This window comes from Parvularcula dongshanensis, from assembly GCF_014199615.1.
Classification (GTDB): Bacteria; Pseudomonadota; Alphaproteobacteria; order Caulobacterales; family Parvularculaceae; genus Parvularcula; species Parvularcula dongshanensis.
The window spans coordinates 433309-458296 of the sequence record NZ_JACHOB010000001.1 but is presented as its reverse complement, the minus strand read 5'-3'; the positions used below and the strand labels follow the sequence as shown (position 1 = coordinate 458296).

25 protein-coding genes are annotated in these 24988 nt (G+C 69.9%); 15 read left to right on the top strand and 10 right to left on the bottom strand.

Annotated features, from left to right (window positions below):
- Positions 1 to 72: 72 nt before the first annotated feature.
- The gene (locus tag GGQ59_RS02100; RefSeq protein ID WP_183815375.1) at positions 73 to 3339 is read left to right on the top strand and encodes a glucokinase; all 3267 of its coding nucleotides are present in this window, start codon (positions 73 to 75) and stop codon (positions 3337 to 3339) included.
- On the opposite strand, the gene nudC is transcribed toward GGQ59_RS02100, so the two are convergent.
- From nudC to GGQ59_RS02090, 3 genes are read right to left on the bottom strand one after another with little or no spacing between them, the layout of a single operon-like run.
- Entirely contained in the window at positions 3309 to 4214 is a 906-nt protein-coding gene (gene nudC / locus GGQ59_RS02095; RefSeq protein WP_183815373.1) for an NAD(+) diphosphatase, read from the bottom strand. The genes GGQ59_RS02100 and nudC overlap by 31 nt on opposite strands.
- A gap of 47 nt (positions 4215 to 4261) precedes the next feature.
- Positions 4262 to 4558 carry a transcriptional regulator gene (locus GGQ59_RS14725; RefSeq protein WP_221400833.1) on the bottom strand — a complete coding sequence of 99 codons (297 nt, stop codon included), beginning with the start codon at positions 4556 to 4558 and terminating at the stop codon, positions 4262 to 4264.
- A complete protein-coding gene (locus GGQ59_RS02090; protein ID WP_221400832.1) occupies positions 4555 to 5187 on the bottom strand; it encodes a hypothetical protein in 633 nt (210 codons plus the stop codon). Before GGQ59_RS02090 ends, GGQ59_RS14725 begins: the two co-directional genes overlap by 4 nt.
- A gap of 161 nt (positions 5188 to 5348) precedes the next feature.
- Between GGQ59_RS02090 and GGQ59_RS02085 the strand changes: the two genes are divergently transcribed.
- From GGQ59_RS02085 to rpsA, 3 genes are all read left to right on the top strand, one after another.
- Complete coding sequence (locus tag GGQ59_RS02085; protein WP_183815371.1) at positions 5349 to 6971, top strand: amidohydrolase; 1623 nt, start codon at positions 5349 to 5351, stop codon at positions 6969 to 6971.
- Positions 6968 to 7651, top strand: a complete 684-nt coding sequence (gene cmk, locus GGQ59_RS02080) for a (d)CMP kinase (protein WP_343074226.1) — start codon at positions 6968 to 6970, stop codon at positions 7649 to 7651. The genes GGQ59_RS02085 and cmk overlap by 4 nt, the downstream gene beginning before the upstream one ends.
- Before the next feature lie 113 nt (positions 7652 to 7764).
- A complete protein-coding gene (gene rpsA, locus GGQ59_RS02075; RefSeq protein WP_183815369.1) occupies positions 7765 to 9465 on the top strand; it encodes a 30S ribosomal protein S1 in 1701 nt (566 codons plus the stop codon).
- A gap of 59 nt (positions 9466 to 9524) precedes the next feature.
- On the opposite strand, the gene GGQ59_RS02070 is transcribed toward rpsA, so the two are convergent.
- The 3 genes from GGQ59_RS02070 to rpsU all read right to left on the bottom strand — a co-directional run bounded on the left by GGQ59_RS02070 (position 9525) and on the right by rpsU (position 10868).
- Positions 9525 to 10283 carry a pirin family protein gene (locus GGQ59_RS02070; protein WP_183815367.1) on the bottom strand — a complete coding sequence of 253 codons (759 nt, stop codon included), beginning with the start codon at positions 10281 to 10283 and terminating at the stop codon, positions 9525 to 9527.
- 83 nt (positions 10284 to 10366) lie between these two features.
- Positions 10367 to 10531: an entericidin A/B family lipoprotein gene (locus GGQ59_RS15315; RefSeq protein WP_221400831.1), complete on the bottom strand. Its 165-nt coding sequence runs from the start codon at positions 10529 to 10531 to the stop codon at positions 10367 to 10369.
- Between the two features lie 127 nt (positions 10532 to 10658).
- The gene (rpsU, locus tag GGQ59_RS02060) at positions 10659 to 10868 is read right to left on the bottom strand and encodes a 30S ribosomal protein S21 (RefSeq protein WP_183816669.1); all 210 of its coding nucleotides are present in this window, start codon (positions 10866 to 10868) and stop codon (positions 10659 to 10661) included.
- Between the two features lie 156 nt (positions 10869 to 11024).
- Here rpsU and GGQ59_RS02055 point away from each other — a divergent pair, with 156 nt between their 5' ends.
- Genes GGQ59_RS02055 through GGQ59_RS02045 form a run of 3 tightly spaced genes read left to right on the top strand, consistent with a single transcriptional unit; the run spans position 11025 to position 13733 of the window.
- Entirely contained in the window at positions 11025 to 11711 is a 687-nt protein-coding gene (locus tag GGQ59_RS02055; RefSeq protein WP_183815365.1) for a COQ9 family protein, read from the top strand.
- A 32-nt stretch (positions 11712 to 11743) separates the two neighbouring features.
- Positions 11744 to 12952, top strand: coding sequence for a serine hydrolase domain-containing protein (locus GGQ59_RS02050; protein ID WP_183815363.1), 1209 nt, complete (start codon positions 11744 to 11746; stop codon positions 12950 to 12952).
- A 34-nt stretch (positions 12953 to 12986) separates the two neighbouring features.
- Positions 12987 to 13733, top strand: a complete 747-nt coding sequence (locus GGQ59_RS02045) for a dienelactone hydrolase family protein (protein ID WP_183815361.1) — start codon at positions 12987 to 12989, stop codon at positions 13731 to 13733.
- 96 nt (positions 13734 to 13829) lie between these two features.
- On the opposite strand, the gene GGQ59_RS02040 is transcribed toward GGQ59_RS02045, so the two are convergent.
- On the bottom strand, positions 13830 to 14801 hold the full coding sequence (locus tag GGQ59_RS02040) for an Hsp33 family molecular chaperone (RefSeq protein ID WP_183815359.1): 972 nt from the start codon (positions 14799 to 14801) through the stop codon (positions 13830 to 13832).
- 6 nt (positions 14802 to 14807) lie between these two features.
- Positions 14808 to 15662, bottom strand: coding sequence for an ABC transporter permease (locus GGQ59_RS02035; RefSeq protein WP_343074225.1), 855 nt, complete (start codon positions 15660 to 15662; stop codon positions 14808 to 14810).
- A gap of 289 nt (positions 15663 to 15951) precedes the next feature.
- Here GGQ59_RS02035 and GGQ59_RS02030 point away from each other — a divergent pair, with 289 nt between their 5' ends.
- The 3 genes from GGQ59_RS02030 (at position 15952) to galU (ending at position 18123) form a co-directional block, all read left to right on the top strand.
- On the top strand, positions 15952 to 16413 hold the full coding sequence (locus GGQ59_RS02030; RefSeq protein WP_183815355.1) for a GcrA family cell cycle regulator: 462 nt from the start codon (positions 15952 to 15954) through the stop codon (positions 16411 to 16413).
- A 416-nt stretch (positions 16414 to 16829) separates the two neighbouring features.
- Complete coding sequence (locus GGQ59_RS02025) at positions 16830 to 17213, top strand: YbaY family lipoprotein (RefSeq protein ID WP_183815353.1); 384 nt, start codon at positions 16830 to 16832, stop codon at positions 17211 to 17213.
- A gap of 43 nt (positions 17214 to 17256) precedes the next feature.
- Positions 17257 to 18123 carry a UTP--glucose-1-phosphate uridylyltransferase GalU gene (galU, locus tag GGQ59_RS02020; protein ID WP_183815351.1) on the top strand — a complete coding sequence of 289 codons (867 nt, stop codon included), beginning with the start codon at positions 17257 to 17259 and terminating at the stop codon, positions 18121 to 18123.
- Between the two features lie 8 nt (positions 18124 to 18131).
- On the opposite strand, the gene GGQ59_RS02015 is transcribed toward galU, so the two are convergent.
- Complete coding sequence (locus GGQ59_RS02015; RefSeq protein ID WP_183815349.1) at positions 18132 to 18413, bottom strand: hypothetical protein; 282 nt, start codon at positions 18411 to 18413, stop codon at positions 18132 to 18134.
- Positions 18414 to 18663: 250 nt separating this feature from the next.
- Between GGQ59_RS02015 and GGQ59_RS02010 the strand changes: the two genes are divergently transcribed.
- The 5 genes from GGQ59_RS02010 to GGQ59_RS01990 all read left to right on the top strand — a co-directional run bounded on the left by GGQ59_RS02010 (position 18664) and on the right by GGQ59_RS01990 (position 23938).
- Positions 18664 to 19284 carry a hypothetical protein gene (locus tag GGQ59_RS02010; RefSeq protein WP_183815347.1) on the top strand — a complete coding sequence of 207 codons (621 nt, stop codon included), beginning with the start codon at positions 18664 to 18666 and terminating at the stop codon, positions 19282 to 19284.
- A gap of 60 nt (positions 19285 to 19344) precedes the next feature.
- On the top strand, positions 19345 to 20928 hold the full coding sequence (murJ, locus tag GGQ59_RS02005; RefSeq protein ID WP_183815345.1) for a murein biosynthesis integral membrane protein MurJ: 1584 nt from the start codon (positions 19345 to 19347) through the stop codon (positions 20926 to 20928).
- Between the two features lie 149 nt (positions 20929 to 21077).
- Positions 21078 to 21938, top strand: coding sequence for a glycosyltransferase family 2 protein (locus tag GGQ59_RS02000; RefSeq protein WP_183815343.1), 861 nt, complete (start codon positions 21078 to 21080; stop codon positions 21936 to 21938).
- Positions 21939 to 22006: 68 nt separating this feature from the next.
- A complete protein-coding gene (locus GGQ59_RS01995) occupies positions 22007 to 22921 on the top strand; it encodes a hypothetical protein (protein WP_183815340.1) in 915 nt (304 codons plus the stop codon).
- A 6-nt stretch (positions 22922 to 22927) separates the two neighbouring features.
- Complete coding sequence (locus tag GGQ59_RS01990) at positions 22928 to 23938, top strand: peptidoglycan -binding protein (RefSeq protein WP_183815338.1); 1011 nt, start codon at positions 22928 to 22930, stop codon at positions 23936 to 23938.
- 494 nt (positions 23939 to 24432) lie between these two features.
- Here GGQ59_RS01990 and msrA read toward each other — a convergent pair whose 3' ends face one another.
- Positions 24433 to 24963 (bottom strand): peptide-methionine (S)-S-oxide reductase MsrA, encoded by a 531-nt coding sequence (gene msrA, locus GGQ59_RS01985; RefSeq protein WP_183815336.1) that lies wholly within the window; start codon positions 24961 to 24963, stop codon positions 24433 to 24435.
- Between the last annotated feature and the right edge of the window lie 25 nt (positions 24964 to 24988).

Sequence of the window (24988 nt, the reverse complement as noted above, 5' to 3'; positions counted from 1 at the left end):
TTTGCTCTGTCCTAAAAAGCGGGCGGAAACCATTGTGTCGTATGACGGCCGAAATGGTTGGGAGGCCTGTCCATGCGATTCGACGCGGTCGTTGCGGACTTCGAGCATGACGTCATCAGCTTCGCCCTCTTGGAGGCGGGCGGCGCCCGACCACGCTACGCCTATTGCGAAGAGTATCCGAGGGAGGCGTTCGATACGGTCACCGAGGTCGTCGCGCGCTACAAGGCGTCCGTTCCCGACGAGTCGTGGCCAGCCCATCTGACCATCGCGCTCCGCGGCCCTACGGGCGAGGATACGCTGCGCATCATGGGCACCGACTGGGCCTTCCGGCGTGCGGAGCTTCGCGACGCCTTCGGCTTCACGGACGTCTTCGTGACCAACGATGTCGCCGCGCTCGCGACCGCGCTCCCCCTGCTCGAGACGAGCGACGTCCTGCCCCTTTGCATGTCCGAAGAGGCGCGCGCGGTCGCCACCTCGCGGATGAACGATCAGGACGCTTTCTCGCCGTTGCAGCCTGACCGGGCCGCATCGGGCCGGGCGAGCCGCATGGCCGTCATCAACGTCGACGACGGCGGTCTCGGCGTGGCGGTCGTCGATCGGCAGGGCGGCGGGGAGCGGGTTCTGGACAGCGAGGCGGGACACGCCTCGTTCGGCCCCGTCACCGAAGATGAACTCGCGCTGCGGGTCTGGCTCGGCGAGGAGCACAGCCACGTCTCCTGGGAACTTGCCGCCGCCAAGGGTCTGCCGGGCTTCTACGCCGTCTTCTGCGACCGCGAGGGCCGGGAGGCGCAGCGCCTGAGCAGCCTGGAAGTCATCCTCTACGGCCAGACCGGCGCCGACCCCGCTTGCGGGCGCGCGATCGAGGCCTACTGCGCCATGATCGGGCGTTTCATGGGCGACGTCGTCCTTCAGACGGGCGCCTTCGACGGCGTCTACATCGCGGGCGGCATGGCCAAGAGCTGCCGCGCCCTGTTCGAGGGCTCCGACTTCCGCCGGGCGTTCGAGGACAAGGGCGTCCACGAGAACCTCCTCGCCCGAACGCCGACCGGGTTGATCGTTCACCCCAACCCCAAGCTGACCGGCGCAGCGCGCCACCGAGCGCAGGTCCTCGCCGAGCGGGCGCGCCGCATCCAAGGCGCCGTCGACGCGCAGTCCCAGGTCAACGACCTCTACGAGTGTCACGGCACCAGCACGGCCATCCTCTCGCGCAAGGGTCGGCTCGTCATGCGCGCCGAGAAGCTCTTCGCGGATGCGCCGATGCCGGACGGCATGCTCGATACGGGCATGCCCTTCGAGCAGGTCATCGGCGCGCTGGTCGCCGCCGGTCAGATAGAGGAGGCCGAGGGCGAAGCGGCGCGTCTGCGCCTCGCTGCCGGGGTCCGCTTCGAGCTCACCAGGCGTTCCTTCGGCGGGCGGCGTTTCAAGCTCGTCGGCGCGCCGCGGCCGGGCGGCGGCATGCTGATCGTCGACTCCGACCGGACCGAGGAGACGCAGCAATCGAAGTCCATGCAGGACCTCGCTCAGACCCTGCGGGCGGCGAAGGCCAAGGCCGACGCGGCCAGCAGGGCCAAGTCCGAGTTCCTGGCGAACATGTCCCATGAGATCCGCACGCCCATGAACGGCGTCTTGGGCATGGCGGACCTCCTGGGGCGCACTTCGCTCGCGCCCGAACAGGCGCAGATGGTCGAGATCATCACCGGCTCGGCGCAAGGCCTGTTGCGCGTCATCAACGACATCCTCGACTTCTCCAAGGTGGAGGCGGGCAAGATGCGGCTCGACCCGCACCCCTTCTCGCTTCGCGCGCTCTGCGAGGACGTGGCGTCGGCCTTCGCCGCGCAGGTCGAGCAGCGCGGGATCGAGCTCATGGTCCGCTACGCGCCGGGCACGCCCGAGGCGGTGGTCGGCGATGCGGGCCGCTTGCGCCAAGCGCTGACGAACCTCGTCGGCAACGCGGTGAAGTTCACCGACGAAGGCCACGTCCTGCTCGACGTCTTCGGCGAGACGAAGGACGGCCAAGCGTTGCTCAAGATCGCTGTCACCGACACCGGCTGCGGCATCCCGAAAGATCAGCAGGCAATCATCTTCGAGGTCTTCGGCCAGGCCGACGGCAGCGCCACGCGCCAGCACGAAGGCACGGGGCTGGGCCTCAACATCACCCGCTCGATCATCACGCTGATGGGCGGCTCGATCGGTCTTTACAGCGAGGCCGAGAAGGGCTCGACCTTCACCGTCGAAGTCGCGTTGCCGCTCTCCGAGGTCGTCCCCGAGCCTGTCCGCGGAGCCGGCAGCGTCGATCTTCAGGGTACCCGCGTCCTCGTGGTCGACGACAAGGCGATCAACCGCCGGATCATCGCCGAGCAGGTCCGCGTCTGGGGGTGTGTGCCGATCTGCGTGGAAAGCGCGTCCGCAGCGCTCACGGCGGTGTTCGACGAGGCGCAGCGCTTCGACGTCGCGATCCTAGACTTCCAGATGCCCGGCCTCGACGGGGTCGAGCTGGCGAGGCGCCTGCGGGACGATCCGCGTACGGGATCGATGCCGCTCATCCTGCTCACCTCGGTCGGTCACGTCGCCGAAGCGGAAGGCTACGCCGACGCGCGCTTCGACGTGACCCTCGTGAAACCAGCACGCGCGGCGCAGATCGAGGAGGCGATCGCCGGGGTCGTCCGCCACGCGAAGGGCGTTCCAATGTCGGCTGACCCTGTGGCCGAGGGGCCGGCGGCTGAGGACATGCGCGCGGCCGAGGAGACGGTTCAGCTCGGCGACGAAGCTTGCCATCGGCGCGACGGCGCGCGGCCTGCGCAAGGGGAGGCGGCGCCGGAAGCGTCCGCCGAGGCGGGCAAGGATGTCCCCCCCGCCCCCGCCGCGGCCGTTCCGATCGCCTCGCCTGCGCCCGCCGTTCAAGCGGCACCCGCCGTCCTGCCGGCAGCCGGAAAGCTCCGCGTGCTCGTCGCCGAGGACAACCCGGTCAACCGCATGGTGATCGGCGCCATGCTGGTCGGCGACGCCTACGAGGTCGTGATGGCGGAAGACGGCAAGGCCGCCGTCGAGGCTTACGGGGCCGCCGTGCCCGACGTCGTGCTGATGGACATCTCGATGCCGAAGCTCGACGGCCTTGAAGCCACGCGCGCGATCCGCCGCATGGAGGCGGAGCGGAACGCGCGCCGTGTGCCGATCATCGGGGTCACCGCGCATGCGGTCGGCGACGTCCGGGCGACCTGCCTCGAGGCGGGCATGGACGAGTACGTTTCCAAGCCGCTCCAGCAGCAGGACGTCCTCGGCGCGATCAAGACCGTGCTGAGCACGGAGGGTCAGTCCTCCGCCCAGGCACGAAGCAGCTGATGGGCGATCGCGATCCCCGGCGGAACCGATAGGCCCGCCGGGCCGCCGCCGCCCAGAAGCGCCCGCGCCTCGGCGCGGCTGACCCACCGCGCCTCGGCGATCTCCTCGGGGTCGAGGCGTAGCGTCTCCGTCTCGACCTCGGCCAGGAACCCGATCATCAGCGAAGAAGGGAACGGCCAGGGCTGGCTCGCGACGTAGGTGAGCTTCCGGACGATGAGACCCGTCTCCTCGTAAAGTTCGCGCACGGCGCACTCTTCGACGGCTTCGCAGGCCTCCACGAAGCCCGCGAAGGCCGAGTGCATGCCGGGCGGGAAGTGCGGCCCCCGGCCGAGGCAGGCCCGCTCGCCCAGTGTCGGAAGCACGATGGCGACCGGGTCGCTCCTCGGAAAGTGCTCCGTGCCGCTCTCGGGCTCGACGCGCTTGGCGCCGCCCTGCGCCACTACGGTCGGCCGGCCCGTCCTGGCGCAGAAGCGATGCCGGTCATGCCAGCCAAGGAGCCAAGCGGCCTGACCCGCGACCGAGAGCTCGCTCGGCGGCAACCGGCCGCCGAGGGCGCGCAACCCTTCATAGGCGCCGAGCGCGGCGAAGGGCGGCTCGGCGACGTCGCCGGCGTCCGCCGCCCAGACCGGCGTACCCTCTCTGAGACCGAGAAGGACCGGCTCGCTGCCGGGCATCGCCTCCAGCGCCGCGAGCGTGAGCGGCAGGAGCGCTGCGGCATCCCCTTCGGCCTCGTGCAGCACCTGTCCACGCCACAGCACGAGGAGTTCCGCGCGGGGGTGGCGCCGCTGTGCCTCGACCCAGGCGGGGTCGCGGCGCTCGGTGTTGGCACGGTCGAGGGGGTTGCCCGCGAAGGCGATCGGAAGCGTCGGGTGCATGGGGCCTCGTCCGGCGAGCGGCGCTCAGGCTCGCACGTCCGCGCCGCTCAGAACAGGGCGCGGAGCGTGTCGAGGTATCGCGACCACGCCGCGGCGCCCGCCTCGGTCAGCGTGACCTCGGTCAGCGGCTTCTTGCCTTCGAAGCGTTTGCTGACCGCGACGTAGCCTGCGCCCTCGAGCTTGGTCAGGTGCACGGAGAGGTTGCCGTTCGTGGTCTCCAGCACCTGGGCGAGCTCGGTGAAGGCCGCGGGGCTGGACTGCGCGAGGTAGGCCATGATCCCGAGGCGCACCCGCCCGTGGATCGTCTCGTCGATCGCGTTCGCGTCGAAGCCGGACTCGCTCACACCCCAGCCTCGTCGGGCAGGTTCGCGGGCTCCCGCCGGATCAGGATCAGCCCGGGCGTCACGGCCACGGCGAGGATGAAGAACGCGCTGACGAGGTAGAGGAGGGGACGGCCTGCGAGCCAGGGCACGACCGCCGCGCCGGCGAAGGAGAGGACTGCGAAGGCTCGCATCCAGCGCTGCCGCGCGGCGGCGGCGGTGACGAGGAACGCCGTGCCGTAGAGCGCGAAGGCGACGCCTGCGATCGTGTCGAAGAGGAGCGGCGAGGCGTTCCCCGTCGCGAAGGCGACGATCAGGCTGCCGGCATAGGCGAAGATGGCGAAGCCCGCCCCGCTCCACGCCGTGCTCTCGACCGTGGCCGCCGCGGAGCCGCGTCCCGGCTTGCGCCGGATCCCTCTCGTCAGAACCGCCATGCCGGTGCCCGTGCCGACGCCGAAGGCTAGCCAGACGGCGGCGATCCAACCCGAGCCGACGCCGGCGACACCGCTCAGGATCGCCCACTGCGCGGTGTAGGCGGTGGCCAGGAACCCGCCCCACATGACGAGGAACCGGCCCCCGAGGAGGACGGGCGATCGCGCGGCGTCGGTCACGGCCCGCAGGTAGGCGAGGTCGTCCTGAGTCGTCTGCGTCATCGGGCACCATCCAGTTTGCATTTCAAACCTAATGGGGGTGGGCCGGTTCGGCAAGGGTAGAGCCAGAGGGGGCGCAGCCCCGTGCCCGTTCCGGCAGGCATGTCAGCCCTCCTCGCGCGCCGGGCCTCCCCAATCCGGGGCAACGCCGCTACACGCACATCATGCGCTTCGTCTCTCTCCTCCCTCTCGCCCTCCTTTGGGCGTCCGCCGCCGCGCAGAGCTGCGATCAGCGGCTCGTCACCGGCACTTTCCAGACCGGGGAGGGCGGCGAGGCCGAGGCCGTCCTGATCGAGGATGGCGTCTTCTCCTATGTCGGCGCGGTGGACCGCGTGCCGGTCTCGGTGCCGGAGCGGTGCGTGGTGGCTCTCCCCGAGGACGCGGTCGCCCTGCCGGGGCTGACGGATGGGCATGTGCACCTCCTCGGCGTCGGCCTGCGCGAGATGACGCTGAACCTCGAGGGCACGACGTCGATCGAGGACCTTCAGGACCGGGTGCGCGAAGCGGCATCCGAGACGCGCGGCGTGCTGGTCGGACGGGGCTGGATCGAGACCGGCTGGCCCGAGGGGCGGATGCCGCTCGCCTCCGACCTCGACGCGGTCGTGGGCGACCGGCCGGTCATCCTGACCCGAGCGGACGGCCACGCCGCGGTCGTCAACACCGCCGCCCTGCGCGGCGCCGGGATCGATGCGGGCACGATCGACCCCGAGGGCGGACGGATCGTGCGCGACGCCGAGGGGCGTGCCACCGGCCTTCTGATCGACAGGGCGCAGGACTTGGTTGAGGGCCTGGTTCCGCCGCTGACCGAACGGCGCCGCCGAGAGGCGCTCGAGACGGGGGCGGCCCTCTACGCGTCGCGCGGCTGGACCGGCGTCCACGACATGTCGGTCGACCCCGCCGACCTGGCCGTGCTGCGCGACCTCGCGCGGCGGGGCCGGCTGCCCCTGCGCGTCGCGTCCTACGTCGTGCCCGAAGGGCTCGCAGCCCTGGACGGCCCCTCCTGCGACGAGACGGGCCGGGCCTGCGTCGCAGGGGTGAAGGCCTACGTCGACGGCGCGCTCGGCAGCCGCGGGGCGCTCCTCTTCGAGCCCTATGCCGACGAGCCAGGCACGAGCGGGCTTCAGCTCATCAACAAGGAAGAGGCCGAAGCCCTCTACGCAGAGGCGGCGCGGAAGGGCCTCCAGGTCGCGACACACGCCATCGGCGATCAGGGCAACGCGCTGGTCCTCGACTGGTACGAGGACGTCATGCCGGACGGCGCGCGCTGGCGGATCGAACACGCCCAGATCGTACGGCCCCAGGACATCCCCCGCTTCTCTCGGCTCGGCGTCATCGCCTCCATGCAGCCGAGCCACGCCATCGGCGACCTCGACTTCGCGCCGGACCGCTTGGGCGATGCCCGCCTCGACGGCGCCTACGCCTGGGCCAGCATGCAGGGCACGGGCGCGGTCGTCGTCGGCGGGTCCGACGCGCCGGTCGAGCAGGGCGACCCCCGGATCGAGCTCTACGCCGCGACCGAGCGAAAGGCGCTCGATGGTCACGCAGGGCCGGACTGGCGTCCCCGCGAAGCGGTCTCGCCGCGCGCGGCGCTGCGCATGTTCACCTACGCGCCCGCCTACGCCCTCGGGCAGGAGGAGACGCGGGGCCGCATCGCGCCCGGCTTCGCCGCCGACCTCTCGGTCTTTACGGGCGACCCCTTCGGCGGGCCCGAAGAGGCCGAGGCGCTCTTCACGATGGTAGGCGGCGAGCTCGCGGCGGGAAGCCTGCCGGGCGGGACGTCTCGGTGACGGCGCCCGTGCCGGAAGAGGTTCGGCCGCTCGTCATCGCGGTCGACGGGCCGGCGGCGGCGGGCAAGGGCACGCTGTCGCGTCGGCTCGCGGGCTATTACGGGCTCGCCTACCTCGATACCGGCACGCTCTATAGGGGCGTCGGCTGGCTGATGATGCACCGGAACCTCGACCCCAGGAACGCCGAGGAGGCGGCGGCGACCGCGCAGGGCTTCTCCCTCGACCTCGTCGCCGATGCCGACATCCGGACCGGCGACGTCGGCAAGGCGGCGAGCGTCGTTGCGGTGCAGCCCGCCGTTCGCGCGGCGCTATTGCAGTACCAACGGGACTTCGCGGCCCGCCCGCCCAAGGGGACCCAGGGCGCGATCCTCGACGGCCGGGACATCGGCACCGTCGTCTGCCCCGACGCAACGGTGAAGCTCTACGTCACGGCCTCGGACGAGGCCCGGGCCGAGCGGCGCTGGCGCGACCTGACCCTCGGCGAGCCCGGCCTCTCGCTTTCTCAGGTGCTCGAGGACATCCGCCGCAGGGACGCCCGCGACAGCTCTCGCGCCGAGGCGCCGCTCCGCCCCGCCCCGGGCGCCCACTTGCTAGACACGACCTCTCTCAGTATAGACGCAGCCTTCGCGGCGGCGCGCCGCGTGATCGACCGGGCCTTGGGAGACAGACGAGCGGAGTAGCAGCTTGGATGCCTGGGGCCCGCGCCCCGATGCGCCAGCGCCGCCCGTGTCCCGCCCGCCGAACCCTCCTGGTCCGGCCACAACCCGCGGCTCCGGTCGCACGAACAGGATTCATGTCCGAAACCCTAACCCCCTCCCGCGACGAGTTCGCGGAGATGTTCGAAGCCTCGATCGTCGATCGTGACACCTTCGAGCAGACGGTCGTCAAGGGCACCGTCACCGCCATCGAAAAAGACGTCGCGATCATCGACGTCGGCCTCAAGACCGAAGGCCGCGTGCCGCTGAAAGAGTTCTATCAGCCGGGCGCAGAAGAGCCGATCAAGATCGGCTCGACCGTCGACGTCTTCATCGACCGCGTCGAGAACGCGCAGGGCGAAGCGGTCATCAGCCGCGAGAAGGCCCGCCGCGAGGAAGCCTGGGACCGCCTCGAGCGCAGCTTCGAGGACGAAGACCGCGTCGAGGGCCACATCTTCAACCGCGTGAAGGGCGGCTTCACCGTCGACCTCGGCGGCGCCGTGGCCTTCCTGCCGGGCTCTCAGGTCGACATCCGCCCGGTCCGCGACGCGACCCCGCTGATGAACCTGCCCCAGCCCTTCAAGATCCTGAAGATGGACAAGCGCCGCGGCAACATCGTCGTCTCGCGCCGGGCCGTCCTCGAGGAGGATCGCGCCGAGCATCGCCAGGAGGTCGTCCGCGACCTCAACGAGGGCGACGAGAAGGAAGGCGTGGTCAAGAACATCACCGATTACGGTGCGTTCGTCGAACTCGCCCCGGGCGTCGACGGCCTTCTGCACGTGACCGACATGTCCTGGTCGCGCGTGAACCATCCGTCCGAAGTCCTGAACGTCAACGACACGGTCCGGGTCAAGATCATCAAGATCAACCCCGAGACGAGCCGCATCAGCCTCGGCATGAAGCAGCTCCAGCCCGATCCGTGGGAAGGCGTCTCCGCCAAGTACCCGGTCTCCGGCGTCTTCCACGGCAAGGTCACGAACATCACCGACTACGGTGCGTTCGTCGAGCTCGAGGACGGCATCGAGGGCCTCGTGCACGTCTCGGAGATGTCCTGGGTCAAGAAGAACGTGCCCCCGTCCTCCATCGTCTCGCCCGGCCAAGAGGTCGACGTGATGGTGCTCGAGGTCGACGAGTACAAGCGGCGGATCAGCCTGGGTCTGAAACAGACCCTGTCGAACCCGTGGGAGACCTTCGCCGAGCGTCATCCGATCGGCTCCACGATCGAGGGCGAGGTGAAGAACATCACCGAGTTCGGCCTCTTCGTCGGCATCGAGGACGACATGGACGGCATGGTCCACCTCTCGGACCTCGACTGGGACCGCTCCGGCGACGACGCCATCAAGGACTACCGCAAGGGCGACGTCGTCCAGGCGAAGATCCTCGACGTCGATCCCGACAAGGAGCGCATCTCGCTCGGCATCAAGCAGGTCGCGAACGACCCGATGGAGTCGATGGGCGAGCTGCAGCGCGGCGCCGACGTGACCTGCGAGGTCACGGCGATCGAGAACGGCGGCATCGAGGTGCGCGTCGGTGGCGACGGGGGCCCCAAGGCCTTCATCCGCAAGTCCGACCTCAGCCGCGACCGCAACGAGCAGCGCCCCGAGCGCTTCGCGGTAGGCGACAAGATCGACGCCCGCATCACGGCCGTGGACCGCGCCTCGCGTCGGCTCTCCCTCTCCATCAAGGCCCGCGAGCTGGCCGAGGAGAAGAAGGCCGTCGAAGAGTTCGGCTCCGCGGACAGCGGCGCCTCGCTCGGCGACATCCTAGGCGCGGCCCTCAAGGACACGCCCGACGCGTAAGGCGTCCCTCTACGCAAGAATGCAGAAGCCCCGGCGAGCGATCGCCGGGGCTTCTTCTTTTAGCTGTTCAGCTTGGCGAGGTCGAAGAGCAGGAACTCCGCGTCCTCCGCCTCCGAGAAGGTGAGGCGCCCGGACGCCGTGACCGCGAGGCCGTCGCCTTCTTCGAGCCGCTGGCCGTTCACGCTCAGGCTGCCGCGCGCCACCTGGACCCAGCCCGCCCGGCCTTCGCGGAGGTCGAACGTGACCTCCTGGCCGTCCCTCAGCGTCGCGGCGTAGACGTCGGCGGGCGCGTGGGTGGCGACGCCGCCCGCCCGTCCGTCCTCGGACACGATGGGGACCAGGCGTCCGTCCTTGTCTTCGCTCGCCACGTCCAGCGTCTCGTAGCGCGGGTTGGCGCCCGAAGCCTTCGGCAATAGCCAGACCTGCAAGAAGTGAACGGGCGTATCGCGGCTCGCGTTGAACTCGGAATGCGCGACGCCGGAGCCTGCGGTCATGAACTGAACGCCGCCCGCGCGAACGGTGCTCGCCGTGCCCATCGTGTCGCGGTGGCTGAGCGCGCCGTCCAGGACGTAGGAGAAGATCTCGGCGTCCCGGTGCGGGTGGGTCGGAAAGCCGCCGCCGCCCGCCACGCGGTCGTCGTTGATCACGCGCAGGGCGTGAAAGCCCATGTGGCGCGGGTCGTGATAGCTCGCGAAGCTGAAGCTGTGGGCCGATTTGAGCCAGCCATGGTCGGCATGGCCGCGCTCGGCTGCGGGACGAAGGCGCAGAGCGTCCTGCGGGACGGGGGCGGCGCTGGTCGGGTTGTACGTGTTGGACATGAGGCACCATCCTTTCGAAGGAAAGATGGGGCCGGGAACGGCAGGTTCACGAGCGAAGAGCCGCAAACCTGCCTTGCCGAGAATCAATCGTTGTCGGCGGCGTCCTCGATGGCGTCGCCCGTGCTTTCGACGTCGCGGCCGAAGCCCTCGGTCGTGTTGCAGGCCGACAGGAGGACCACCGCCAGGGCCGCACCCGCCAGGAGGCGCTTGCTCAGCTTGGTCTCGGTTTTGTTCTCTTCTTTGATCACGTCTCGCTCCTCACCCCGGACGCTGATGCCGGGTCTCGCGGCGAAAGGAACAGACGAAGGCCGCGCCCGGTTCCCCGATGCGCGGCCTTCGTCTAACGTAACGGAAATGTAGGGGCGTACGCCGCGCTTACATCGCGCCTTCGCGCTGCGCCTTCTTGCGCGCGAGCTTGCGGGCGCGGCGGACGGCCTCGGCCTTCTGGCGGGCACGCTTCTCGGACGGCTTCTCGTAGAACTTCCGGCGCTTCATCTCACGGAAGGTGCCTTCGCGCTGCATCTTCTTCTTGAGGGCGCGCAGGGCCTGCTCGACGTTGTTGTCGCGGACGCTGATGTTTACGATGGGACTTCTCCAACGGTTCTGTTCGTCGCCTTGGGCTTGGCCAAAGAGCGTATGTGGTTACGGCGCGGTCGGAGAAAAACCCGGCCGCTGGCTTTAGAGGCGCGCCCGCTAGCAGAAACGGGTGATTTTGTCGAGCCTGCGCCTTATGTCTCCGGCATGACAGAACAAGCCGCCGACGCTCCGCTTCGCGACCCTTTGGATGATGTCCGCGACCGCGTTCTCGACGAAGCGCTCGCGGAAGCCGCCTTCGACGGCTGGACCCGCCGGACGCTGGATCGGGCGCTCGGGCAAGCCGATGTCCGCCCGCAGGACCGGCCGTTCCTCTTCCCCGAGGGGGTGCGCGACCTCCTCGACTACTGGGCGCAGCGCGAGGACGCGAGGATGCTGACGGGCTTCGGCGCGCTGGCCGAGGCGCCGCGAGGGGTCACCGCGAAGATCCGCTGGCTGGTTCGAACGCGCATCGAGGGGCTGGCCCCCGACAAGGAGGCGGCCCGCCGGGCGGCGGCGACCCTCGCCCTGCCGCCCTACATCGAGACCGGAGCGAAGCTCACCTGGCGTACGGCGGACGAGATGTGGCGGGCCGCGGGCGACACGGCGACCGACTTCAACCACTACACCAAGCGCGCGACGCTCAGCGCGGTCTACGCCGCGACCGCCGCGCGCTTCTTCTCGGACGAAGGCGGGGCGGCCGACGATCCCTACGCCGCCACCTGGGCGTTCCTGGACGCGCGGCTGGTCGACGTGATGCGGTTCGAGAAGGCGAAGGCCAGGGCGGCCGGCCTCGCGCCCGATCCGGCAGCGATCGCCGCGATGCTCGGCCGCCTGCGGTACGGGCGGCGCTAGCGGGGCGAGGGCGAGACGGGCACAGTGGCGCGATGCGCCACCTCACCGCCGCCCTTGCGGGCTTCGTCTTCGCCGCTCTCCTCCTCTTCGGTCTCTGGGCCTTCAGGCCCTGGTCCGAGACCTCGCCGGCCGAGGTCATCTGGCTCTCCCGCGCGCCGGACCGCACCGCCCCTTACCGGGCGATGGAAGAGACCTACCCCTACCTTCCCATCGCGGCCTCGCCGACCCCTTACACCTTCCCGCGCGACGTCCGCGCGTTGGGCGCGTCCTGGGACAGGGACGGCGAGCGGCGGACGGTCGAGGACTACGTCGCAGAGCGTGCCGTCACCGGGCTGATGGTGGTCCATGACGGCACGGTCGTCTTCGAGCGCTACTATCGCGGCGAGACGCCAGGCGACCGGCACACCTCCTGGTCCGTCGCGAAGTCGATGATCGCGACCCTGATCGGCCGGGCCCTCATGGAAGGGCGGATCGAGAGCCTCGACGACACGGCCGAGACCTACGCCGCCGACTATGAAGGCACCGACTACGGCGCGACGAAGATCCGCGACCTCCTCGCTATGTCCTCCGGCATCGGCTTCAACGAGAACTACGAGGAGACGGGCTCCGACATCCGCAAGCTCTTCCTCAACACGTTCATCTTCCAGCGGGACATCGACGGCGAGGTGCGCCGGTACCGGCGAGTGAAGCCTGCGGGCGGCGCGTTCGAGTACCTCTCGCCCAACACGGCCGTCCTCGCCGCGGTCCTGCGCGGCGCCTATGGGGGGCGCAGCGTCGCGAGCCTCGCCGAGGAGAAGGTGGTCGCGCCCCTCGGCATGGGGGCGGGCAGCTGGCTGACCGACCGGCACGGCCGAGGGGCCAAGGTGCTCGGCTATTGCTGCTTGCAGCTGCGGCTCGAGGACTTCGCCAAGCTCGGGCAGCTCTACCTTCAGGGCGGCGTCGTCGGGACGGAACGGGTCATCCCTGCGGACTGGCCGGCCTACGTCTCGACGCCGCCGCGACCCTCCCACGCACCCGGGGGCGCCCTGCCGCCGAGCGAGCTCGGCTACGGCGCGCACTTCTGGATCGCGGGCGAGGGGAGCGCCTACTTCATGATGGGCTATAACGGGCAGATGGTCTGGATCGACCCGGAACGCCGGGTGGTCATCGCGATGACGGGCGCGGATCGGACCTTCGATACGTCCGAGTTCGAGGCCGCCTCACTGATGCGCGCGCTGGCGAGCGCCGCGGCGGGCCGGTAGGCCGGGGGCGAGCCGCCCCCCGGGAGACCTGCCGATGATCACCGCCGCCATCCTCGCCGCCGCCGCGCTGGGCGCGCAACCTGCGCCGGACGCCGTCGGCCAGTCCGTCACCTACGAAGCCGACGGGACCGAATTCGAAGGCTACCTCGCCGAGGCGGAAGGGGAGGCGAAGGGCCTCGTCCTCATCATCCACGACTGGGACGGTCTCGACGCCTATGAGGAGCGCCGGGCGGAGATGCTGGCGAAGATGGGCTACGACGCCTTCGCCGCCGACCTCTACGGCGCGGGCAACAGGCCCGAGACCGTCGAGGGCCGCAAGGCCGAGGTCGGCAAGCTCTACGACGACCGCGCGCTGATGCGGTCGCGCATGCTCGCCGCGCTCGCAGAGGCGCGGGAGCGGACGGGGACGCAAGGCGCCGTCGTGATGGGCTACTGCTTCGGCGGCGGCGCGATCCTGGAGATGGCGCGCTCCGGCGAGGCGGAGGACGTGAAGGGCTACGCCACCTTCCACGGCAGCCTCGAGACGCCGGAGGGGCAAAGCTACCCGCCTGGCACCCCTGAGATCCTGATCGCGCACGGCGGCGCGGACGGCCCGGTCTCGGTCGCCGCCGACCTCGCCCAGACGCTGGAGGATGCGGGCGTGCCCTACCTCTTGGAGGTCTATGCGGGCGCGCCGCACGCCTTCACCGTCTTCGGCGGGGACCGCTACGACGAGCGGGCGGACGAGGCGTCCTGGGCCGCCTTCACCTCGCTCCTCGAACGGCGGCTAGCCGCCGACTGAGGGGACGAACAGACGAGGTCCGGGCGCCCCAAGGCCGCGACGGCGGCCCGGGCGGCCACCTCGCCCCGTCGGAGGCGCTGCGCGCCGTGAGACGGATCAGTCCTCCTTGAACCGCTCGCCGCTCTCGTCGAGCTCGAAGCGGTAGCTCTCGCGGCAGAAGTCGCAGGTCACGTCGATCGCGCCGTCCTCGACCATGTCGTCGATGTCGTCCCGCGTGTACTGCGAGAGGACGCCCGCGACCTTCCCGCGCGAGCAGGTGCAGCCGAAGTGGGCGTCCTTCGCGCCGAACACCCGCACGCCATCCTCATGGTAGAGGCGATAGAGGAGCTGCTCGGGCGTGATGGTAGGGTCGAGAAGCTCGTCGGCCTTGACCGTTTCGAGGAGGATCGCGGCCCTGTTCCACGCCTCCCGGTCGTCCTCCGCCATGAGGACCTCCTCGCCGCGTTCGCGCGTGCCGCCCTCGCCGGGGACGAACTGCACCATGATGCCGCCCGCGCGCCAGTGCTCCTCGCCGTCCTCGCCGGTGACCCGGCCCACGGCGAGCTCGATCGCGGTGGGGATCTGCTCGGACTGCGCGAAGTAGGACACGGTCGCCTGCGACAGGGTCGCGCCGTCGAGCGGCGTGACCCCCTGATAGCGCTCCATGTCGGCGCCCTGGTCGATGGTCATGACCATGTGGCCCTTGCGCAGGAGATAGTGCAGCTCCGCGCCTTGCGCCTTCTCGACCGTCTCGCGCGCGTCGTCCTGCATGGTCGCGGTCGCGCGCAGCGCGCCGTCCGCCGTGTAGTCCGCGACGATCATCGAGACGGGGCCGTCGCCTTGTGCCTGGAAGATCAGCTTGCCGTCGAACTTGAGCGCGGTGCCGAGCATGGTCACGAGCGCCGCCGCCTGCCCTAGGAGCTGCGACAGCGGGTCGGGGAAGTCGTGGCGCGAGAGGATCTCGTCCACCGCCGGACCCAGGCGCACGATGCGGCCGCGAACGGCGGCGTCGCCGACCTGGAAGGGAAGGACGATGTCCTCGGTGGGTCCGCCCTCGGGACGGCCCGGAATGGGGGTGTCGTCGAACATGAGCGTTCAGTCTTTCAGCTTGTAGCCGCGCCGGAAGAGGAGAAGCGTCACCCAGACGCTGAGCGCGGTGAGGAGGAAGCAGACGACCGCGCCGCGGGCGACGGGGGCGTCGGAAACGCCGATGAAGCCCCAGCGGAAGCCGTCGATCAGGTAGAAGAGCGGGTTGAAGGCGGATATGTCCGCCACCCAGCCCGGCAGTCCCTCCTTGTGGACCGAGAAGAAGGTCCCCGACAGGAAGGTAAGCGGCGTGATGACGAAGTTGGTGATCACCGCCAGCTGGTCGAACTTCTCCGCCCACATGCCGCCCACCGCGCCGAAGGCACCGAGCAGGACCGAGGCGCAGACCGAGAAGAAGAGGACGGCCCAGAGCGCGTGCAGCGTCAGCATCGTTCCCGTGAAGGCGAGGAAGACCGCGATGGTGACCGCCGTGATGAAGCCGACCATCAGGCCGCGCGTCGCGGCGCCCGCCACGAACGCCACGGTCAGCTCGGCGGCGCTCAAGGGCGGCATCAGGACGTCCACCAGGCTGCCCTGCACCTTGCCGATGATGATCGAGGACGACGCGTTCTGGAACGCGTTCGACAGGACCGCCATCATGATGAGCCCGGGCGGCAGGAAGGCGGCGTAGGGCACGACCTGCCCCTCCATCGTCACGTCCCGGCCGGCGCCCGAGAAGGCGACGAGGAAGACGGTGAGGTAGAGGAGGGTGGTGACGATCGGCGCCAACACGGTCTGGCCCGCTACCTTCAGGTAGCGCTGGACCTCCTTCTTGTAGAGGGTCCAAAGCCCGAGCCAGTTCACGGCGCCGAAGCGGCGCGCGCCGAAGGTGTCGGCGCCCGTCTCGGGGGCGGCAGCGGTCACGGGCGGAGTCAGGGACGCGCCGTCGGGCATAGAGTAGTCCTGGCTTTGCGGGCAGGGACTGAATGTGGGGAGGCGGGCGTGCCGGTCAACCATGCACCGCTTCGGGCGGTTCTGCACAGTCCTTCCACAGATATCCACAGCCTGTGTGGATAAATACGCGCGAATAGGCCGCGCCGGTTAACAACTTGCGAAGTGCCGATGTTGTGCGGCCCGTTCTGTTCTCTACCATATCTAGCATACCCGGTGACGGGACGAAGAAGATCGCGCGCTGCGCTGACGGAGGCGAGAGATGGCTTGGACCGAAGAACGCGTCGAGGTGCTCAAGACGCTTTGGAGCGAGGGGCTGTCCGCCAGCCAGATCGCCGGGCGCTTGGGCGGGGTGACCCGCAACGCGGTGATCGGCAAGGTGCACAGGCTCGGCCTGTCGGGCCGCGCCGCGCCGGCGGCGCCCAAGCCGATGGCGCCGAAGGAGCCGGCGCCGGAGCCCAAGGTGCGGACGGTCTCGATGGACCCCGCGACTTTCGGCGAGGGACGGATGACGGTCTCCACCATCGGCACGAACCAGTGCAAGTGGCCGATCGGCGACCCCGCCTCCGAGGAGTTCCACTTCTGCGGCCAGGGCGCGGCGAGCGGAAAGCCCTACTGCGCGTATCACAGCTCCCTCGCCTTCCAGCCCAACTCGGCCCGCCGGGAGCGCGTCCGCACGAAGGCGCCAGCGGCGATCGCGGCCCCGAAGCGAGCCTACAACTAGGCGAGGGCCGGCCGCGAGCCGGCCTGACAGGCCGAAGGCCCGTCCAGGCCGCCGCCAAGCGCGTCGGACAACAAAAGAGGCCGCCCCTCGGGGCGGCCTCTTCGTGAAACCCGCCGTCAGGTCGGGTCTCGAGACTTGCAGTCTCAGTAGGAGGCGATCCTCAGCGGACCGAAGGCTGCTTCAGCCCCTTCGCACTGCTTCCGATCCCAAACTGACGGCGAATGATCTCACTAGACACTCGACCACCTCCTTTCATGTTGCTGAACTCACGAAGGAAGGTGCGCTCGGTGCGGCCCCTGTGCAAGTCGTCGCGCGGGCGTGAAGCGTGACATCTCGGCAAGGGGGAGGGGCTCTGTTAGGTCGCGCTGAGAGAACCAGCGCGGGAGGCGCGGCCGGTGAGAGCGAGCTTGGCGAGCGTGGGACTTCTGCTTGTCGCCGCGGCCTGCGCGACGTCGCCGAAGCCTCCCTCCGATACCCTGACCATCAGTGGCGAGCTGACGACGCGCCTGCGCATGGCGCTGCCACCCGATGCGACCGCCCAGGCGAGCCTCACCGCGCAGGACGGCCGTATCCTCGCCAAGGACGTCGTTCCGCTCGAAGGGCGCCAGGTGCCGATCCCCTTCCGCCTCGAGGTGCCTAGGGACGCGATCGAGCCGGGCGGGCGCTACGTGGTCACCGGCGCGGTGACCGGTGGAGACGGCGCCACGCTACTCGCCACGCGCGGCGTCCACCTGATCGACGATCGGCATCCGCCCAGCTGGACCGGCAGCCTCGACATGCTGCCGCCGGAGGCCGAGTGACCCTCTTCTTGCATTCCCCTGCCCGCATCCGAAACGAGGCCCTATGAAACCCGTCCGTCACGCCGTCATCCCCGTCGCAGGCTTCGGCACCCGCGTCCTGCCCGCGACCAAGGCGATCCCGAAGGAGATGCTGCCCGTCGTCGACCGGCCGCTGATCCACTACGTCGTCGACGAGGCGCGCGAGGCGGGGATCGAGCACATCGTCTTCGTCACGGGCCGGGCGAAGCACGAGATCGAAGACTACTTCGACCACAACCCCGAGCTGGAGCAGGCGCTTCAGAAGAAGAACAAGACCGCGATCTACGAGGACACGATGACCTCGGTCCTGCCTGCGGGCGGCTGCTCCTTCACGCGGCAGCAGGAGGCCAAGGGCCTCGGCCACGCGGTCTGGTGCGCGCGCGACATCGTCGGCGACAACCCCTTCGCGGTGCTGCTGCCCGACGTCATCGTCCGGGCGAAGCGCGGCTGCCTCGCGCAGATGATGGACGCCTATGAGGATGGCGCGAACCTCGTCGCGGTCGAAGAGGTGCCTGACGATCAGGTCGACAAGTACGGCATCATCGCGCCCAAGGGCGACGCGCAGGGCTCCAAGATCGAGATGTCCGGCATGGTCGAGAAGCCCACCATCGGCGAGGCGCCGTCGAACCTCTCGATCATGGGCCGCTACGTCCTGCAACCGGAAGTCTTCGCGGCGCTCGGCAAGACCGAACGCGGCGCCGGGAACGAGATCCAGCTCACCGACGCCATGGCCGAGATGATGAAGGCGCAGCCCTACTTCGCCGTGACCTACGAAGGCGAAAGCCACGACTGCGGCTCCAAGGCGGGCTTCGTCCTCGCCAACCTCGCCTTCGCCATGGACCGCGAAGACGTCGGCCCCGCCGTGCGCGAGGCCATGGCCAAGCTCGGCTGAGGTTTTCCTCAGCCGATCAGGGCCGCGACGACGAAGTAGATCATCGCCCAGAAGGCGGCGCACATGCCGAAGACGGTGGCGATGGTCGTGCGCACGGCCCACCGGCCGGCTTCGGCCTGCACCAGGTACTCCGCGTGCAGCGCCGCCTGCATCCGGCGCGCCGGGGACTGCGCGCCCGCCGCGCTGATCTGGGGCCAGTCCCAGGCTTCCATCTCGGCCGCGGCCGCGGTCGTGGAAGTGTCCGGACCGAACGGTTCGGGGGCAGAGGGACGGATCTTCGGTTGCGGCATGCGATCTCCTTCCCTCCGGACACAGGCATGACGCGAACCCGTTTAAGGTCGCGTGAACGGCGGCAATTTTGAGGCGAGGTGCCTGCGTGCCGCGGCGGCCGGGGCCAGGGTCGGACCCGCTTCGGCGGAGGCGGCCGCACCGCCTGGTCTTCGCCGCCCGAAACGCGGCCTGGCCTCGGCGTTCTGCCGAGAACGCTCGACACCGCCCCCGTCTCGCTTAGGATTCGGTCATCCGTTCGGGGAGAGAACGATGATCGGACGCAGCGTCGCGGCGCTCGTGGCGGCAGCCATCGGCATCGGCGCTTCCGCAGAAGCCGCGACCTTCACCTATGCCGCGGTCACCGACGGCGGCGCGCCCGCGGCGGTGCGGCTCTTCGTCGAGGAAAGCCTGTTCCTCGGGCAGATCCTCGACACGGATTACGCCGGCTTCTCCTTCACCGTCACGACGCCGAGCACCGAAGCGACCGTCGACCCGGGCAGCTCGCCCGAAGGCTTCGGCGGCGGCACCGTCACGGCGGAGGGCGTCGGGTTCTCCGGCCCCGTCTTCGACTTCACCGGTCCGCCCCCGGGCTTCTCCTTCGACGGCGTCGGCACGGGAAGCGTCTTCCTGACCGCCCCGGGCGGCGCGGGCACGATCACCGACACCGCCGCTCTACTCGACTTCCTCGCGCGGCCGGACGTCCTCTTGAGCGGGAGCGTCAGCGTCGAACTCGTCTCGCTCCTCGATCCCGAGATCAGGGAGATCGCGTTCTTCGACCTTGCGCCCGCGCCGGTCCCGCTGCCGGGGGCGGCCGCCTTGATGATCGCCGGGCTCGGCCTGGCCGGGGGGCTGCGGCGGTTCGCGCCGTCGTCCTCGCGGTCGGCGGTCTGAGACCGGAAACGCCTCACACCAGCTTGCGGGTGATCCGGGGGAGGGGTACCCGCCGCCGTCATGGCAGGTTCCCTCTTCCGGCAGGCAGCGACCGTCTCCGGGCTGACGCTCGTCAGCCGGGTCTTGGGCTTCGTGCGTCAGATGCTGCTCGCGGGCGTCATCGGCGCGTCGGGCAACCCGGTCGCCGACGCCTTCTGGGCGGCCTTCCGCCTGCCGAACATGTTCCGGCGCCTGCTTGCGGAGGGCGCCTTCCAGGCCGCCTTCGTGCCGCTCTTCCAAGGCGAGGAAGCAAGGGGCGGTCTCGCGGAAGCGCGCACCTTCGCCGAGGACATCCTCGCTTGGCTCCTCGTCATCCTGACGGGGCTGACCGCCCTCGTCATGATCTTCACGCCAGCCTTCGTCGGGCTGATCGCGACGGGCTTCGCGGACGACCCCGTCCGCTTCGACCTGACGGTGCTCTACACGCGGATCATGTTCCCCTACCTCGCCTGCATGAGCCTCGTCGGGCTCTATGGCGGGATGCTCAACGCGCTGCACCGCTTCACCGCGGCGGCGGCGGCGCCCGTGCTCCTCAACATCTGCCTCGTCGGCGGGGTCTGGATCGTCAAAGGACAGTCCGCGCCGATCATCGGCCTCGCCGCGGCCTGGTCGGTCATGATCGGCGGCGTGGCGCAGCTCGCAGGGCTTCTCTTCGCGGCGAAGCGGGCGAAGCTGCTTCTTCGCATGCGCCGCCCGCGCCTGACCTCGGGGGCGCGCCGCATGATCATGCTCGGCACGCCGGGTTTCATCGGGGCGGCGGCCCTGCAGATCAACTCGATCGTCGGCACCAACGTCGCGAGCCGCGAGGAGGGCGCCGTCTCCTGGCTGATCTACGCCGACCAGCTCTACCAGCTGCCCCTCGCCCTCATCGGCATCGCGCTCGGCGTCGTCCTGATGCCCGCCATCGGCCGCGCGGTGAAGTCGGGCAACGAGGCGGGCGCGAGGGCCGTCCTCAACCGGGGCGTCGAGACCGCGCTCCTCTTCGCGCTTCCCGCCTCGGCGGCGCTGATCGCCATGCCGAACTTCCTGTGCGTCGTCCTGTTCCAGGACCTGCCGGCGCTGCTCCTCGGCGGCTCGCGCTTCAACAGCTCGGACGCCTTCAACACGGGCCAGGCCATCTTCATCTACGGCTTCGGCGTGCCCGCCTTCGTCATGCAGAAGGTCCTCGCCAGCGCCTACTTCGCGCGGGAGGACACGAAGAGCCCGATGACCTTCGCGTTGACCGCCATCGCGATCAACGCGGCCTTGTCGATCTCCCTCTTCCCGGTCATCGGCTTCCTCAGCGTCCCGGTCAGCACGATCTGCGCCGCCTGGACCGAGGTGTCGCTGCTCGCCTCGCGCCTTCACCGCCGGGCCGTCCTCAAACCGGGGGCGGAGCTCGCCGGGCGGCTCGTGCGCATGGTGTTGCTGGCGATCCTGATGGGGGGCGGCATCGCGCTCGCGCTGCGCTATCAGGACGCGATCGAGCCCTACCTCTTCGGCCAGTCCTGGCTCTTCCTCGCCCTCCTCACCACGGTCGCCGCGAGCTTCTATCTAGGGCTCGCCCTCCTGACCGGCGCGGTGCCGCTCCGGCACCTGCGTCCCGTCAAGACGGCGAACTCGTGAAGCCGCGATCGTCGAAACGGGGTCGTCCGCCGCACCGCGCCCGCTAACTTCCCGTCGTTGCATTCTGCTTCGGGGGGCTTGCTCGGCATGATCGTCCAGCATCGCGTCGTCCTGTGTCGGCGGTCCGTGGTCGGCGGACGCTGACCGGCATGGACGGACGGATCACGGTCGGCATCTGCACTTGGGGGCGCGCGAGCCTGACGCGGACCCTGACGAGCCTTTCCCAGCAGAGCCGCAAGCCGGACGCGATCCTCGTCGCCGACATGGACGAGCGGCCGAGCACGGCGGGGCTCTGCGCCTGGGGGCGGGAGGCCTACGGCCTGCCGATCACCTACCGTCACGTTCCGGGCCGCAACCTCGCCTTCGCACGCAATGCCTGCCTCGACGCGGCGGGAACGGGCCGGCTCGCCTTCATCGCGGACGATCAGACCGCCCCGCCGGTCTGGCTCGCGGCGCTCGGCCGCGCGCTCACCCCCGGCCACGCGGCGGTGTTCGGCCCGATCCGGGGCGTCTATCCGGCCGGAGCGCCGGACATCGTGCGGATGCTAGACGCGCACAGCCGCAAGCCGCCCCGGCGCGGGGCCCGCCTGCGCAGCGGCGAGGCCGACAACGCGCTTCTCGACCTCTCCTCTTCCGCCTTCGACGGTCTGCGCTTCGACCCGAAGCTAGGAGAGACGGACGGCGGGGACAGGGACTTCTTCCGCCGCGCCTGGCGCCGCGGCGCGCGCTACGTGTTTGGCCGGGACGCCTTCGTTCAGGCGCACGTTCCGCTCGAGGCCGCGAGCCTCGAATGGCTCGCCGACCGGGAGTTCAGACGCGGCAAGGCGCAGTTCGAGAGCTTCTCGACGCCTCGGCGCCGGGCGGCGCTCCGCGTCGCGCTCGAGGGCTCGGGCTTCTCGAGCGCCGCCCGCTTCGCCCCGGGCGAGCTCGCCAGGGCGCGGGCCCGGCTCGGCGCTTCTCGCGCCGAAGGTTTCCTGTCGGCCGCCCGCGAGGCCAAACGCGCCCGTTGAGCCCGCCTTCCCATCGCACGCGGCATCGGCCACACTGCGCTTCGGGTCAGGGAACAGGCAGAGGTTCCATGTCGGCAACGCAAGAGCGCGCCGCACGCTTCGCAGGAAGCGGCGCGGCGCTTACCAACATGGCGGTCTTCCTCGGCGTCGTCGCGCTGATCGTCTTCTATCTGAGCCCGCTCAGCCCGGCGCCGAACGACCTGCTCGTCACCGCCTTCATGGCGAACCCGGCGCTCAACGGCCTGATCCTCGTCGTCCTGGTCCTGGGCGTCGTCTACAACCTTCGCCAGGCGATGATGGTCGGCCCCGCCGTGCGCTGGGTCGCCGCCTTCCGCGCCTCCGTCGACCCCTCGCGCAGCGCCCTGCCCAAGCCCCCGCCGCTGATCGGCGCCATGTCGCGCATGCTGCTCGACGCGGACGAGCGGGGGGGGCGCCTCTCCCAGGCCTCGACCCGGGCGATCCTCGACTCGATCGGCGTGCGGATCGACGAGGGGCGCGAGTTCGGCCGCTACGCCGCGAACCTCCTCGTCTTCCTAGGCCTCCTCGGCACGTTCTGGGGCCTCCTTCAGACCGTGAACGCCGTCGCCGAGGTGATCGGCAGCCTCTCCTCGCAGTCGGGCACGGGTACGGACGCCGTCAGCCAGCTGATCGCCAACCTCAACGCGCCGCTGTCGGGCATGGGTACGGCGTTCAGCTCGTCGCTCTTCGGCCTCGGGGGGAGCCTCGTCGTCGGCTTCCTCGACATCCAGGCGGGCCGTGCGCAGAACCGTTTCTACTCGGACCTCGAGGACTGGCTCTCGGGCATCACCGACGTGACGACCGCGACCGCGGCGCGTTCCGGTCCCCGCTACGCCGGGGACACTGCCGACCGTCTGGAAGCCGCGCTCGCCAAGCTCGAGGCGTCGCAGGACAGGGGCGCCGCCGCCGTGCGCCAGGAGATCCGGCAGCTCGGCGTCCTCCTCACCCGCGAGCCGCGGAGCTAGCGGCCCGTGGCGCGCCGCCGCTCCTCCTCGCAGGAAGCGAACATCTGGCCGGGCTTCGTCGACGGCCTGTCGACGCTCCTGCTCGTCGTCATGTTCGTCCTGTCGATCTTCGTCGTCGCGCAGTTCTACTTGGGCGAGCAGATCACGCAGAAGGACAGCCAGCTCGCCGCGCTGACCGCGCGCCTCGACAACCTCGCAGAGCAGCTCGGGCTGGCGCAGGCCGAGCGCGACCGGCTCCAGGCCCGGGTCCTGAACCTGCAGAACACGATCTCGGCCAAGGACGAACAGCTCGCCGCGCTGACGACCGAGCTCCAGGCGGCGGGCGACGCGATCGCCGCCGGAACGGAGGACCTCGAGGCCGAGCGCGCCCTGACCGAGGAGCAGCGCTCGGAGATCGCGACCCTCAACGCCCAGCTCTCCGCGCTGCGCCAACAGCTCGCGAGCCTTCAGGAGGCGCTCGAGGCCGCCGAGGCCAAGGACGCCGAGCAGCAGGCGCAGATCGAGAACCTCTCGGCCCGCGTCAACTCCGCCCTCACGCGCAAGATCGAGGAGCTCGCCGCCGTCCGCTCGCGCTTCTTCGAAGGGCTTCGCGAAGCGCTCGGCGACCGGCAGGACATCCGCGTCGTCGGCGACCGCTTCGTCTTCGAGAGCGACGTCCTCTTCGGCTCGTGCTCCGCCACGCTCAGCCAGGCGGGACAGACGGAACTCGCCAAGCTCGCCGACACCCTTCTCGAAATCCAGGACCAGATCCCGGACGACATCGCCTGGGTGCTGCGCGTCGACGGCCACGCCGATCAGGAGGCGCTCGGCCCGGCCTGCCGCGCCCGTTTCGAGAGCAATTGGCACCTCTCTTCGGCCAGGGCGATCTCCGTCGTGCAGTATCTGGGCGCGAGAGGCGTCGCGCGGCGGCGCCTCGTGGCGGCCGGTTTCGGCGAGTACCAGCCGCTGGTCGACGGGCGGGACCCGGAAAGCCTCGCCCGCAACAGGCGCATCGAGTTCAAGCTCACCGAGCGCTAGGCGCCTGTACGGACAACAGAATCAATAGGTTGCGGGTTGAAACATTTCGACACCCTTCGATACTTTAACGTTATTGCGACACCTTGGCTCTTCATTCCGTCTCAATCTGAGATCATATCGGTTCCGAACCCGAAGGGCTCGACCTGGCGCTTGCTCCCTCAGCGCCGCGTGTCGCTCTTACGGGCAGGCGCGGCGCGGCGGTCTTCCCCCTCCTGGCCAGCGCGTCGCGACGAAGAGACCCCGGGGTCGTCCGCAACAGCGGCCCCGGGGTTCTTGTTTTCTGAACTGACATGCTTCGCATGACGGGCTGCACGACCGCTTCGCGGCTGTGAGCCCGGCTCGCGGCTGGCCGCCGCTCGCGATGCGGCGCGCCTCTCTTCGTGGTACGCAAGCCGGTAGGTGCGGAGGCTCCATCGCGAGCGACGGTCAGGCGCGAGCCGAGACCACAGGCCGAAGGCCCGTACGCCTCGTCGCGCGCAGCGCGTCAGTTCAAATCAAGCCGCTTCGCTGCCGATCACCCAATCCGGCCTGACATAGTGGCAGGTGTAGCCGTTGGGGTGCTTCTGCAGGTAGTCCTGATGGTAGTCCTCGGCCTCGGTGAAGACCCCGGCCGGCGAGAGCTCCGTCACGACCGGGCCCGGCCAGCGGCCGCTCTCCTCGACCTGGCGCATGACGGTCTCGGCCGTCTCGCGCTGCTCGTCGGTCGTGTACCAGATCGCGCTTCGGTACTGGCTGCCCCGGTCGTTGCCCTGGCGGTCCTTGGTCGACGGGTCGTGGATCTGGAAGAACCAGCGGAGCAGCTTCTCATAGGAGACGACGTCCGGGTCGTAGACGATCTCGACCGCCTCGGCGTGCCCGGTCGTCCCTGTGCGGACGTCGTTGTAGGTCGGGTTCTCGTAGGCCCCGCCCGTGTAGCCGACCCGGGTGCGCAGCACGCCGGGCTGCTTGCGGATCAGATCCTCCATTCCCCAGAAGCAGCCTCCCGCGAGGAGGGCGCGCTCGGTGCGTCGTGCGGCATCGGTCATAGGAAGTCTCCTTTCGGCGGGAATG